Source organism: Limimonas halophila, from assembly GCF_900100655.1.
GTDB lineage: Bacteria > Pseudomonadota > Alphaproteobacteria > Kiloniellales > Rhodovibrionaceae > Limimonas > Limimonas halophila.
In genome coordinates, this window is record NZ_FNCE01000006.1 from 130066 (window position 1) to 142654 (window position 12589).

The following is a 12589-nucleotide window of genomic DNA, read 5'->3' on the forward strand; positions in this document are numbered from 1 at the left end:
GTGCCGTGACCGGCGAAACGCACAGCCACATCGTGAAGTCCTTCGACGAGGAGTTGAAGCACCTCAACCAGACCATCGCGCGCATGGGCGGGATGGCCGAAAGCCAGCTCGCCTCGGCGATGGAGTCCCTGGTCAAGCGCGACAGCGACCTGGCCTCGCGCGTGGTCAGCGCCGACCCCGACCTGGACCAGCTGGAACAGGAGGTGGAGAACGCGGCCGTGCGTGTGCTGGCGCTGCGCCAGCCCGTCGCCACGGACCTGCGCGAGATCGTCTCCGCCTTCAAGATCGCCTCGGACACCGAGCGCATCGGCGACTACGCGGTCAACATCGCCAAGCGCGCGCTGGCGCTGAACCAGATGCAGCCGCCGGGCGCATTCAACGCCCTGCCGCGCATGTCGCGCCTGGCGCAGTCGATCGTGAAGGACACCTTCGACGCCTACAGCGAGCGCGACGCCGACAAGGCGGTGGACGTCTGGCACCGCGACGCGGAGGTGGACGAGATGTACACCTCCCTCTTCCGCGAGCTGCTGACCTACATGATGGAGGATCCGCGCTCGATCACCGCCGGCACGCACCTGATGTTCTGCGCCAAGAACATCGAGCGCATCGGCGACCTCTCCACCAACGTGGCCGAGACGGTCTACTACCTGGTGACGGGCGCCTACCTGGACGGCAACCGGCCCAAGGGCGACACCACCTCCTACACAGTCGTGCGCAACACCGAAGCGACCGGCCAGGGCGACACGGACCAGAACGGTGGCGGGGAGGACTCGGCATGAAGCCGCTGATCCTGATCGTCGAGGATGAGACGGCGCTGGTCACGCTCCTGCGCTACAACCTGGAGCGTGAGGACTTCCGCGTGATCGCGGCCCAGGACGGCGACGAGGCGCTGCAGCTCACAGTCGAAGAACGCCCCGACCTCGTGCTTCTGGACTGGATGCTGCCGCTCACCTCGGGGCTGGAGGTGTGCCGGCGCATGCGCCGCCAGCCGGAGACCCGCGACATTCCCATCGTCATGCTCACCGCGCGCGGCGAGGAAGCCGACAAGGTACGCGGGCTGGACAGCGGCGCCGACGACTACATCACCAAGCCCTTCTCGCCCGTGGAGCTGATCGCGCGCATCCGCGCCGTGCTGCGCCGGACGCAGCCGCAGCTCGCCAGCGAGCAGCTCAGCTTCGCGGATCTGACGATGGACCTGGCGGCGCACCGCGTGCGCCGCAACGGCCGCGACCTGCACCTGGGCCCGACGGAGTTCCGCCTGCTGCGCCACCTCCTGCAGCATCCGGGCCGCGTGTTCTCGCGCGAGCAGCTGCTGGATGCGGTGTGGGGTCACGACGTCTACGTCGAGCCGCGCACCGTCGACGTGCACATCCGCCGCCTGCGCAAGGCCATCAACACCGACGACGAGCCGGACCTCATCCGCACCGTGCGCTCGGCCGGCTACGCGCTCGACCGACCGGGCAACCAGGACGGCGACGAAGGCGCGGTGGCCGCCGAGGCGTGACGCCCGCGCGGCCCCGCCACGAAACGGCGCCGCACCGGCGTCATGCCGGGGGGCGGCGCCGGGTCGCTCCCCCAAAAGAAACCCCTTGACCGGTATTGCAAACAAACCCGTGGCGGGCGTGCAACCGAAAAATCACACAAATGTGATATTCGGGTGAGCTGTGGCGCCAAATCGCCACACCGCGTCGACCGCGCTTCTGTGCGGCCGGCGGCTTGCATTCGCCGGGCGTGACCGCGATCTAGGGACCATGGACACGGGCGTGCTGGATCCGGGCGCCGCGCACGCGGTGGCGCGGCCGGAAAACATCTTCGATCGCGGGGCAGCGCAGGCGGAGCTGGCCGAGATCACGGCGGCCGGCGACGGCGGCGTGCGGGCGCGCGCGCTTCAGGCCCTGCGGGCGCGGCTGGACGCCGGGCGGCGCGAGATCCGCCGCCGATTCGAGACGGAGCGCGAACCCGGCAGCAGCCTGATGCGGGCCACCGCTTTCCTCGTCGACGAAGTGGTGCGCACGCTCTACGCCTACGCCGTGGAGGATCTGCGCCCCGCCGGCACGCCGTCCACGGGCGAGCGCATCGCGCTCGTGGCCACCGGGGGCTACGGGCGCGGCGAGCTGGCGCCGCATTCCGACATCGATCTGCTGTTCCTGGCGCCCTACAAGCTCACCCCGCACAACGAGCAGGTTGTGGAGGAAATCCTCTACCTGCTGTGGGACCTGGGCTTCCGCGTGGGCCACGCCACGCGCTCGCTGGACGAGTGCGTCCGCCACGCGCGCGGCGACGTCACCATCCGCACCAGCCTGCTGGAAGCCCGCCACGTCGCCGGCGACGCCGAGCTGACGGAGCAACTCAACCAGCGCTTCGCGCGCGAGGTCCAGGCGGGCACGGCCGCGCGCTTCATCGAGGCCAAGCTCAAGGAGCGCGACGCCCGGCACAAGCGCATGGGCGATTCGCGCTACCAGCTCGAACCCAACATCAAGGAGGGCAAGGGCGGCCTGCGCGACCTGAACACGCTGTTCTGGATCGCCAAGGACGTCTACCGCGTGGCGGGCACCGACGCGCTGGTGCGGCGCGGCGTCTTCACCGAGGGCGAGGCGAAACGCTTCGCCAAGGCGCAGACCTTCCTGTGGACGGTGCGCTTTCACCTGCACGAGCTGACGGGCCGCGCGGAAGAGCGGCTGACCTTCGACCTGCAGAAGGAGATCGCGCCGCGCATGGGCTATCTCGACCACGCGGGCGCGAGCGCGGTCGAGCGCTTCATGAAGCACTACTACCTGGTTGCCAAGGACGTGGGCGACCTGACGCGCATCCTGTGCGCGCACCTGGAAACCCACCACGGCCGGCGCTCGCGCTTCCGCCCGGCGGAACTGCTGCCGCGGCGCTCGGTGGACGGCTTCCAGGTGAAGGGCGACCGGCTGAGCGTGCGCGGGCCGCACGTCTTCCGCGATCAGCCGGCGGAAATGCTGCGCATCTTCGCCGTCGCCCACGCGCGCGATCTGGACATCCATCCAACGGCACTGCGCTGGATCCGCCAGCACCGCAAGCAGCTGGGTGGGCCGGTGCGCCGCGATCCCACGGCCAACGGGTATGTCCGCGACCTCATCTGCGCCCACAAGGACCCGGCCTCCATTCTTCGCCGCATGAACGAGGCGGGCGTGCTGGGCCGCTTCCTGCCCGAGTTCGGGCGCGTCGTGGCGCAGATGCAGTACAACATGTACCACCACTACACCGTGGACGAGCACACGCTGTTCGCGCTGAGCGAGCTGAACCGCATCGAGCGCGGCGAGCTGGCGGAGATCGCGCCCATCGCGACCGAGGTGATCCACAAGGTGCACTCACGCCGGGCGCTCTACATCGCGGTGTTCCTGCACGACCTGGGCAAGAGCTACCCCGGCGACCACAGCGAGGTGGGCGCGCGCCTCGCCCGCCGCATGGGCCCGCGCCTGGGCCTGACGGCCGAGGAAACGGAGACGGTCGCCTGGCTGGTCGAGCATCACCTCGACATGCCGCAGGTGGCCTTCAAGCGCGACCTGGAAGAGCCCCAGACCATCCGCGACTTCGCCGCCACGGTGCAGTCGCTGGAGCGCCTGCGCCTGCTGGTGTGCCTGACGGTCGCCGACATCCGCGCGGTGGGGCCGAACGTCTGGACCGACTGGAAGGCGGCGCTGCTGCGCGACCTCTTCTGGAACACCGAGGACGAGCTCAGCGGCGGCTTCCGCGCGGAAAGCCGCGACACGCGCGTGCGCCACGCCAAGGACGATTTGACCGCGCGCCTGAGCGACTGGAGCCCGGATGCCCTCGCCGCGCACCTCAGCCGCCCCTACCCGGCCTACTGGCTCGCCTGGGACGCGGAGACCCACGAGCGCCACGCCCGCCTGGTGCACGAGGCCGATGCGTCCGGCCGCCACCTGACCGTGGACACGCGCGTGGACGGCTACCGCGGCGTTACCGAGGTCACGGTCTACACGGCCGACCATCCGGGGCTGTTCTCGCGCATCGCGGGCGCGTTGGCGGTGGCGGGCGCGAGCATCACGGGCGCGCGTATCTTCACGCTGACGACGGGCATGGCGCTGGACACGTTGTGGGTAACCGACGCCAACGGCGGGCCCTTCGACGACCCGGAGAAGCTGGCGGCCCTGCCCGAGACGGTCGAGCGCACGCTCGCCGGGCGCATCAAGCCCATGCAGGAGCTGGCGGCCCGGCGCACCGGCATCCCCAGCCGCTACGCCGTGTTCACGGTTCCCCCGCGCGTCTTCGTCGACAACAACCTGGCCCCGCGCCACACCGTCATCGAGGTGGACGGCCGCGACCGCCCCGGCCTGCTGCACGAGCTGACGCAGACGCTGACGCGCTTGAACCTGATGATCCATCAGGCGCGCATCGCCACCTACGGCGAGCGCGTGGTGGACGTCTTCTACGTCGAGGACGTGCTGGGCGGGCAGGTCAGCCACGACAGCAAGATCAAGCGCATCCGCGAGCGCCTGATCGCCGTGCTGGAAGGCGACGGCGCCTCCGACGGCCGGCGCGGCCAGGGCCGCGTCGTCGTTCCCATCGAAACGTGAACGCCCACCGCTTCCGGCACCGCCTGCGCGCTCCTATGCTCCGCCGCCCCCAACGATTGCCGCGAGGCGCACGATGACCGTCGCCCTGATTCAGCTCCCCTACGATTCGGGCCACCGCGAGACGCGCATGGGCCGCGGGCCGGGGCATCTCGTCGCCGCCGGCGCGCCCGAGCGCATCCGCGCCGCGGGCGAAGAGCCGGTGCCGGCAGCGATCCACAGCGACCACTGCCTGACGGCCGAGATCGCCACCGGTTTCGAACTCGCCGGCAAGCTCGCGGGCGAGGTGACGCGCGCGCGCCGCGACGGCGCCTGGCCGCTGGTGCTGGCGGGCAATTGCCTGTCCGCCGTGGGCGCGGTGGCGGGGCTGCACGAGGTGCCGCGCCTGGGCGTGATCTGGCTGGACGCGCACGGCGACCTGAACACGCCCGAAACCACGCTCACGGGCTTTCTCGACGGCATGGCGCTGGGCGTGACGGTCGGATGGTGTTTCCGCGCCCTGGCGAAGACGGTTCCGGGCTTCGAGGCGGTGGAAGCGGACCGCATCCTGCACGCGGGCGGGCGCGCCTGGGACGCCGGGGAGCGCGCGCTGTTCACGAACAGCGGGATGGGCGAGGTGCCGGGCCGGGAATGGGCCGAGCGCGGGCTGCTGGCGATGGAACCGCCGCTTTCGGCGCTGGCGCGGCAGGTGGACGCCGTTTATCTGCACATCGACATGGACGTGCACGACGCGGGCGCGCTGCGCGCCAACCCCTTCGCCAGCGCGGGCGGCCCCTCAGCGGCCCAGGTGCGGACGGGCGTGCAGCGCATCGCCGAGCAGGTGCCCATCGTGGGTGCGGGGATCACCGCGCTCGACCCGGCGTGCGACACCGACGGCGCGGCGAGCGAGGCGGCCCTGGAGTTGATCGGGATGCTCGCCACCCGCCGGGCGTAAGGCAGCAAGCGGCGCACGCGGTTCCAGCGCGGGCCGGGTTACAGCGCCGGCGGGCCCATGCGGTCGGGGAGCACCATGACGACCTTGTGCAGGTCGGAGACGCGGACGTTCTCGCCCACAGTGCCGGCGACGCCGTGCTCGTCCAGCAGCACCAGGCGCCCGCTTTCATCGCGCGCGGTCGTGCCGACGAGCGGCGCCCAGCCGAAGGGATTCACCGCCGGGTCGCCGAGGACGCAGCGCGCTTCCGGGTCCACCACCGCGACCATGGTGTGGTAGCTGTTGGCGAAGCAGGCGCCGGCGGGCAGGCGCACGCCGTAGGCCGTGGGGCCGAGGTCGGCGACCTCGGGCAGCGGCATGTCCGTGCGGTGGCTCGGGCTGGGGCCCTGCGCCTGCAGTTCGCGGCCGCCGTAGCAGGGCAGCGGGCGCGTGCGCGGGCTCGCCGCCGGCTCGGTGATCTGGAAGACGGCCGTTTCGGCGCGCGGGTCATGCTCCAGCAGCGTGCGCAGGTGGGCGAAGCCGACGCCGTAGGCTTCGGCCGCGCGGGCCATGTGCTTGCCCGTGATGTCGCGGATGCCGTTCTCGACGCGGCTGAGCTCCGCCTTGGAAATGCCCATCGTCTCGGCCGCGCCGGTGAGGGACAGGCCCGCGCGCTCGCGCAGCCACGCCAGCCGTTCGCCGCGTGTGCGGATGCACGCCTCGTCGAGGCCGGCTTTGTCCGTCGAGATGCCGTCGCCCGGCTGCTCCGCGATCTCGGCGCGCATGTTCGTCTTCGTTAGCTGCCCACGCTCAGCCATGAGCCCCGCTCCTGCTGCCACGGTTATGATATGGGCAGCGTACGTATCCCTTGCAGCCGCGAAAAACGACCGAACGATATAGATGCAGCAACGCGTTTCTGACGATATCATTGAAAAAAGTTTATAAACATTACTTTTGGGCCGAAAAGCAGCAGGTGCCCGACGCGATCAGCCGCTGTCGCGCCCGCGCCAGCACGCGGCGGGATAGCGGATCCCTTCGCGGTGAGCCCGCGTGCATGGCGAGCAGCCGAAATTCGTCGCGTCGGATGCGGGATGCGTGCGCCCGGGAACGAGGGCGGCCCACGTGATCCGATGTGGCGCTTTCGGAGTATCCCGCCGCGCGCGCCGGGCGCGTGCCACCGGCACCACCGTCAGGCAGCATCAATCAAGGCGAAGTGCATCGCGCGCACGGCCGCGTGCGCCCGGGTCGGCGTTTGAAGTTTGCGCCGGACGTTGGCGATGTGCTGGCCGACCGTGCCCTCGGCGATGCCGAGGATGTCGCCGATCTCGCCACTCGTCTTGCCGGCCGCCACCCAGCGCAGACACTCGCGCTCACGCTCGGTGAGCACGGCGTCGTCGGTCAAGCCGGCGCCGCCCGTGGCTTCGAGCACGTTGGACGCCCGTTCGTGGACGTGCAGCGCCAGACTGGTGACGGCGTCGCGTGTGTAGGTCAGAATTTCCTCACGTTCCCGCGGCGAGCCATCCGCGATGGCCGTCACCAACGCGAACGTGTCGGGGCCGTGCACCGGAATCGCCACCCCGTCCCGGATCCCGTAATCCTGGGCCTCACTGAAGACCTGCGCGCTTCGCGCGGGAATGTGCCCCTTGCTTCGCGGCATCCACGTAAAGGGCAGCACGGAACGCCGCGCGTTTACGTGTAACAGGTCGTCGCAAACATAGTTCTTTTCCAGGTATCGCGTAATCCACCGCCTGTCGAAATTGGAAAAGTACCCTTCGAGACGCTCGCCATGCGGCCGGCGGCGGGCCATGTAATAACTGTATTGCTTGAATCCGATATCGTTGAGGAAATCGGCGGCAATCCGCTCGATCTCCGTCAAAGTCGGGGCCGACTCGAGATCCGTCACCACGCGTTCGGGCAACCGGACGCCCAGTTGCGGCTCCATCCGTCGGCACCTCCGTGATCGCCTCTCGCCGCTTCCGTTTCACACGGCAACATCGAGAAACTTGTTTCTAAAAGTATACCATACACGAGATAGGTTTCGGAAGCGTCCACAGCCAGGCTTCCCCTATACAACCGAAAGGGGGAAACATGGCTGCCGAACTTACGCATTCCGCTATCGACGATGGTGCCAACGCCGAGCACACACCCGGGACCACCATCAAGGGATGGCCGTTTCTGGGCGTTGCGCCCCAGCTGAAACAGGACGCCCCCAATTTCCTCCTCCAGTGTGCGCGGAAGCACGGCGGCATCACAACGATGCGCGTAGCGGGGATGCGGTGTCATCTGCTCGCGGACCCGAATGCCGTGGATCACGTGCTCCGCCGACACAATGGAAACTACCACAAGCAGCATTTCGTCGAGAAGCTCAAGCCCATCCTCGGCGACGGACTCGTCACCTCCAACGGGGAACGGTGGTCCGCAAGCCGTCGGATCATCCAGGCCATGTTCACGGCGCGCAGCGTGGACCGCCTGTTGGCGGACATGGACCACGAGATTTCCAAGACCGCCGACGACTGGACCAGGACCACGCAGGTTCGCGACATGGTTTCGGAGCCGTGCGGGCTGAGCCTGCGTGTGCTCGCGCGCACGATGTTCGGCGACCTGGACGGCCAGCGCGTGGAGCAGGTCGTTTCCGCTGTGTCCGACATTCAAAAGTATCTGCGGGACCGGATGTGGTCGTCCGTGCCCTATCCCGAGTTCCTGCCAACGCCCGCCAACAAGAGCTTCAAGCAAGCCCGACGGACGGTGGCCTCCGTCCTCGAGGAGTTGATTTCGCGGCTGCGCGCGAACGGCGAACAAGGCCGCGACCTCGTGAGCACCCTGACCCACGCGGTCGATCCCTCCAGTGGCCAGAAGCTTTCCGAGCGCCAGCTGCGCCACGAGGCCATGACGATCTTCTTCGCCGGCCACGAGACGACCGGGAACGCGCTGTCGTGGGTCTTCTACCTGCTTTCCCAGCACCCCGAGGTGCAGGAAAAGGTGCGGCAAGAGGTCCTCGAACACGTGCCGCACGACGAAACGCCGTCGGTCCATCTGCTCAAGAACCTCCCCTACACGCGCGCGGTGCTCGAGGAGACCCTGCGGCTGTATCCGCCGGCCTTCTGGTTCGCGCGCACGTGCTCGCGGGACGACGTCATTCTGGGCCGGTCGATCAAGAAGGGGGACGTCATGATCATGGCGCCCTACGTCACCCAGCGCCTGGAGGACCTGTGGCCGGACCCCGACACCTTCCGCCCCGAACGCTTCCTGGAGGGTAGCCCGCGGCACCGCTACGCCTACTTCCCGTTCGGCGGCGGGCCGCGAACCTGCCCGGGCGGCCACTTCGCCATGGCCGAGATGACGCTCATCATGGCCCGGGTGCTCCAGCGCGCGACGGTGGAACCCGCCGCCCCGGCAACCGGGGAGCAGGAGGCGCTCGTCACGCTCCGGCCGAAGGACGGGCTGCCGGTTCGCCTGCAGCCCTGCACGCGGACGATCCACGTCGAGGACACCCATCCCGGCGAGAACGCCCTGGTCGACGCCGCGCTGCGGCTGCGCAAGCGGGTGTTCGTGGACCTCAAGGGCTGGCCGGTGAACACGGACGAGCAGGGCCGCGAACACGACCAGTTCGACACGCGCCACACCCGCCACATCGTCACGGTGGACCGGGGCCGCGTCGTGGCGGCGGCCCGGGCGATGCCGCTCGATCAGCCCTCGTTGCTGATGGACGTCTTCCCCTGGCTGATCCAGGGCGAGCGCGACGCCTACAAGACGCGCGACTACTGGGAAGGCGCGCGGCTGGTGGCCGACCCGGAGCTGTCCGCCCACGACAGCCGGCACTACCTCGCCAAGCTGCTGTACGACACGATCAGCCGGTTCCACGCCGAGGGAGTCACGGCGTTGCTGACGGTCTCCGACCCCGTGATGGAACGCGTGCTCAAGCGCGTGGGGGCAAACCCGCAGCGTCTGGGGCCGGTGAAGCGCGACGATCACGGCTTCCCGGTGCTCGCGCTCTACCTGCCGTGCAACCAGACCACGCTGGATCAGCTGGCGGGCCGCGCCGCGCCGGACCGCCAGCCCGTCGAGGCGCCCGCCGCGGCGGCGTGATGGACCCGCGGGCCGGGGCATGCCCCGGCCCGTGTTTCCCAAGCAGCCTATGCACGACACGGCGGTGGCGGCCGATGCGGCCGCCACCTGCCCTATTCAAATCCGACGAGCTTCGGTTCCGGCGCCGACCGATCCACGGTCAGCTCGGCGCGATAGACGCCGGGCTCGGCGCCAGCCGGCACCACGAAGGTCGCGCCCACGACGACCGGGCGGCGGTCTTCCGCGGCCCTGACCCGCACCGTCAGGCTGGCGCCGTCCGTGCTGGTCGCGTCCACGCGCCCCCGCACCTCCATCGCAACCGGCACGAGCGCGCGGTCTGCGTCGCCCCGCCGGGCGGGTTCGACCGTGATCGTCACGGGTCCGCCGCCGGCGGGGGCGAGCGCGCCCGGGCGGCTGGCGTCGGGATCAACGTCGGCGCCGCCGCGGGCAGTCACGGTGTTCGCGGCGCGCACCGCGACGGCACCGGGTTTGGCGGCTTTGTCGGCGAGCACGATCTCAACGGCCCCGTTCGCCAGGTCCGCGGGATCGAGGCTCACGATCCGCGCCGTGGCATTGCTCACCGCGCCCGCCGCCGCTGCCGGGCCGGCAGGCAACACGCTGGCGACCACCAGACTTCCGACAATGCCTTTCAGCGCGCGAATCACCGCCACTCTCCCGCCGTTACTGGTGATCAGGGTGATGCGAACACGTTTCTGGATCAAATCTTTGATATCGTCTTGAATTCGATCGATGGCTCAGCCGCCGCTGTCCACCCTGACCTCGGCCCGGTAAACGTCCGCCTCGGCCCCCAGCGGAACAGCGAAGGTGGCGCCCACGCGGATGCTGACGGCGCGCGGGCCGGGCGGCGGGACCAGGGTGAGCGTGGCATCGCCGTCGGACGCCGCGCCCCAGGACGCCCGCGCCGTCACCCCCAGCGGCACCAGCTGCGCACCCTGCGTTCCGTGAGCGTGCCCCACCCGGAGCGTCAGCCGCCGCATCCTGTCGACGCGCAGCCGGCCGGGGTCGCACCCCGCGGGCACCGGGCGCGCGCCGCCGCGCGCGACGACCTCGCCCGTTGTGTGCACAGCCACGGCGCCCGGTTGCCGCGCCGGCCGGGCGAGCACGACGGCGATGCCGGCCCGCGTCGAGGTATCCACCGCGCCGACGACATGGGCGGTCGCCTGTGCCGTCGCGCTGCCGGCCGCACCGAATTCGGGCGTCATGGCCGCGCCCGCCGCCACCACGGCCCATCCCGCCATCGCCGCTTTGCCGCGCATCACGCCCCCTGCCGAAACCACGACCAGGGTAGGCGGCTGTTGTTTCGATTCCGATTTGTCTGAGTGGTGTAACCGGGAATGGGAAGTGCGCCCCGCGCGCGGCCGGCGACGCGCGGCCTTCCCCCGCCCGGCGGCGGTACGCTACACGGACCCGGTCATGGCACTGCTGCGCCACTTCGCCACCGTCGGCGGGCTGACCGGCATCAGCCGCCTCCTGGGCTTCGCGCGCGACGTCCTGATGGCGGCGGTGCTCGGCACGGGGCCGGTGGCGGACGCCTTCTTCGTCGCCTTCCGCCTGCCCAACGTCTTCCGCCGCCTGGTCGCCGAGGGCGCGTTCAACGCCGCCTTCGTGCCCGTCTTCGCGCGCACGCTGGAAGCGGACGGGCGGCCGCCCGCGTGCCGGCTGGCCGAAGAGGTGCTGGCGGTGCTGCTGGCCGCGGTGGCGGCGCTGACGCTGGCGGCCGTGGCCGGCATGCCGTGGCTGATGCAAGTGCTGGCGCCGGGCTTCGCGGACGACCCGGCCAAGTTCGACACGGCCGTGCTGCTCACGCGCCTGACGTTCCCGTATCTGCTGTTCATGGCGCTGGTGATGCTCTACGGCGGCATCCTGAATTCGCTGTACCGCTACGCCGCCTTCGCCGCCGCGCCCATCGTGCTGAACGTGTGCTTCCTCGTGGCGCTGGCGGCCGTGGTGCCCGTCGTGGGCGATGCCGGCCCCGTGCTGGCGTGGACGGTGACGCTGGCGGGCATCGCGCAGTTCGTCCTGCTGGTGGCGGTGTGCCACCGGGCGGGGATCCGCCTGCACCTGCCACTCCCGCGCGTGACCGAGGGCGTGCGCCGGACGCTGCGCCTGATGGGGCCGGGCGTTCTTTCGGCCGGCGCGCTGCAGCTCAACCTGCTGGTGGGGACGATGATCGCCTCCCTCCAAGCGGGGGCGGTGAGCTACCTCTACTACGCGGACCGGGTGTACCAGCTTCCCCTCGGCCTCATCGGCATCGCGCTGGGCGTGGTGCTGCTGCCCGACCTCTCGCGCACGCTGCGCGCGGGCGACGCCGAGGGTGCGCGCGACCGCCTGAACCGCGGGCTGGAGCTGGCGATGCTGCTGGGCCTGCCCGCGGCCGCGGCGCTGATCGCCGTGCCCACGCCCATCGTTGGCGTGCTGTTCGAGCGCGGCGCCTTCGCGGGCGAAGCAACGCAGGCGACGGCGGCGGCGCTGATGGCGTTCGCGGTGGGCGTGCCCGCCTTCATCGGGGTGAAGATCCTCCAGCCCGCCTTTTTCGCGCGCGAGGACACGATGTCCCCCTTCAAGGCCGCAGCCGCCGGCTCGGCCACCAACATCGCGCTGGCGATCGGGCTGTTTTCCGCCATCGGGCACGAAGGCATCGCGCTCGCCACCGCGCTCGCCTCCTGGCTGGAAAGCGCGCTGCTGGCGGCGTGGCTGTACCGCGCCGGCCACCTGCGCCCGGACGCGCGGCTGAAGGCGCGGCTGCCGCGGATGCTCCTGGCAACCCTTGGCATGGCAGGCACGGTTTCAGGGGCAGCGAGCCTACTCGCCCCGTTGCTCACGGCCGGGCCCGCGCGGGCGGTACCGGCGCTGGCGGCGTTGGTGCTGGCGGGGATGGCCGTCTACGGCGGGCTGGCGCTGGCGCTCGGCGCGGCGCGGATGGGCGAGCTGCGCGGGCTGCTGCGTCGGCGGGCGGCGGCGGACACCGGCCCGGCTTGACCACCCGCCGGGCGCTCGCCATAACCCTGCCCGTCGCCAGCCAAGACGCGGGACC

At 70.5% G+C, this 12589-nt stretch carries 10 protein-coding genes; 6 read left to right on the forward strand and 4 right to left on the reverse strand.

The features are described 5' to 3' along the window. The first annotated feature begins 5 nt into the window (after window positions 1-5). The 4 genes from phoU (at window position 6) to BLQ43_RS09510 (ending at window position 5493) form a co-directional block, all read left to right on the forward strand. Complete coding sequence (gene phoU, locus BLQ43_RS09495; RefSeq protein ID WP_090020164.1) at window positions 6-779, forward strand: phosphate signaling complex protein PhoU; 774 nt, start codon at window positions 6-8, stop codon at window positions 777-779. Next, entirely contained in the window at window positions 776-1504 is a 729-nt protein-coding gene (phoB, locus tag BLQ43_RS09500) for a phosphate regulon transcriptional regulator PhoB (protein ID WP_090020166.1), read from the forward strand. Before phoU ends, phoB begins: the two co-directional genes overlap by 4 nt. 247 nt (window positions 1505-1751) lie before the next feature. Then, the gene (locus BLQ43_RS09505) at window positions 1752-4562 is read left to right on the forward strand and encodes a [protein-PII] uridylyltransferase (protein ID WP_090020168.1); all 2811 of its coding nucleotides are present in this window, start codon (window positions 1752-1754) and stop codon (window positions 4560-4562) included. 73 nt (window positions 4563-4635) lie between these two features. Then, on the forward strand, window positions 4636-5493 hold the full coding sequence (locus tag BLQ43_RS09510) for an arginase family protein (protein WP_090020171.1): 858 nt from the start codon (window positions 4636-4638) through the stop codon (window positions 5491-5493). Window positions 5494-5531: 38 nt separating this feature from the next. Here BLQ43_RS09510 and BLQ43_RS09515 read toward each other — a convergent pair whose 3' ends face one another. Together BLQ43_RS09515 and BLQ43_RS09520 are read right to left on the reverse strand one after the other, a co-directional pair. Continuing rightward, window positions 5532-6287: a helix-turn-helix domain-containing protein gene (locus BLQ43_RS09515; protein WP_176758615.1), complete on the reverse strand. Its 756-nt coding sequence runs from the start codon at window positions 6285-6287 to the stop codon at window positions 5532-5534. A 371-nt stretch (window positions 6288-6658) separates the two neighbouring features. Next, entirely contained in the window at window positions 6659-7411 is a 753-nt protein-coding gene (locus BLQ43_RS09520; protein ID WP_090020175.1) for a LuxR family transcriptional regulator, read from the reverse strand. A gap of 146 nt (window positions 7412-7557) precedes the next feature. Between BLQ43_RS09520 and BLQ43_RS09525 the strand changes: the two genes are divergently transcribed. Further along, window positions 7558-9555, forward strand: coding sequence for a cytochrome P450 (locus BLQ43_RS09525; protein WP_090020176.1), 1998 nt, complete (start codon window positions 7558-7560; stop codon window positions 9553-9555). 92 nt (window positions 9556-9647) lie between these two features. On the opposite strand, the gene BLQ43_RS09530 is transcribed toward BLQ43_RS09525, so the two are convergent. Further along, complete coding sequence (locus tag BLQ43_RS09530) at window positions 9648-10256, reverse strand: hypothetical protein (RefSeq protein WP_143006235.1); 609 nt, start codon at window positions 10254-10256, stop codon at window positions 9648-9650. A 33-nt stretch (window positions 10257-10289) separates the two neighbouring features. Next, on the reverse strand, window positions 10290-10811 hold the full coding sequence (locus BLQ43_RS09535; RefSeq protein ID WP_090020179.1) for a hypothetical protein: 522 nt from the start codon (window positions 10809-10811) through the stop codon (window positions 10290-10292). A gap of 157 nt (window positions 10812-10968) precedes the next feature. On the opposite strand from BLQ43_RS09535, the gene murJ reads away from it, so the two are divergent. After that, the gene (gene murJ, locus BLQ43_RS09540) at window positions 10969-12534 is read left to right on the forward strand and encodes a murein biosynthesis integral membrane protein MurJ (RefSeq protein WP_090020266.1); all 1566 of its coding nucleotides are present in this window, start codon (window positions 10969-10971) and stop codon (window positions 12532-12534) included. Window positions 12535-12589 lie beyond the last annotated feature (55 nt).

Coding starts and splice junctions, on each gene's coding strand:
- phoB (WP_090020166.1), top strand. CDS start 776: ATGAAGCCGCTGATCCTGATCGTCGAGGATGAGACGGCGCTGGTCACG.
- BLQ43_RS09505 (WP_090020168.1), top strand. CDS start 1,752: ATGGACACGGGCGTGCTGGATCCGGGCGCCGCGCACGCGGTGGCGCGG.
- BLQ43_RS09510 (WP_090020171.1), top strand. CDS start 4,636: ATGACCGTCGCCCTGATTCAGCTCCCCTACGATTCGGGCCACCGCGAG.
- BLQ43_RS09515 (WP_176758615.1), bottom strand. CDS start 6,287: ATGGCTGAGCGTGGGCAGCTAACGAAGACGAACATGCGCGCCGAGATC.
- BLQ43_RS09535 (WP_090020179.1), bottom strand. CDS start 10,811: ATGCGCGGCAAAGCGGCGATGGCGGGATGGGCCGTGGTGGCGGCGGGC.
- murJ (WP_090020266.1), top strand. CDS start 10,969: ATGGCACTGCTGCGCCACTTCGCCACCGTCGGCGGGCTGACCGGCATC.
- BLQ43_RS09525 (WP_090020176.1), top strand. CDS start 7,558: ATGGCTGCCGAACTTACGCATTCCGCTATCGACGATGGTGCCAACGCC.
- BLQ43_RS09520 (WP_090020175.1), bottom strand. CDS start 7,411: ATGGAGCCGCAACTGGGCGTCCGGTTGCCCGAACGCGTGGTGACGGAT.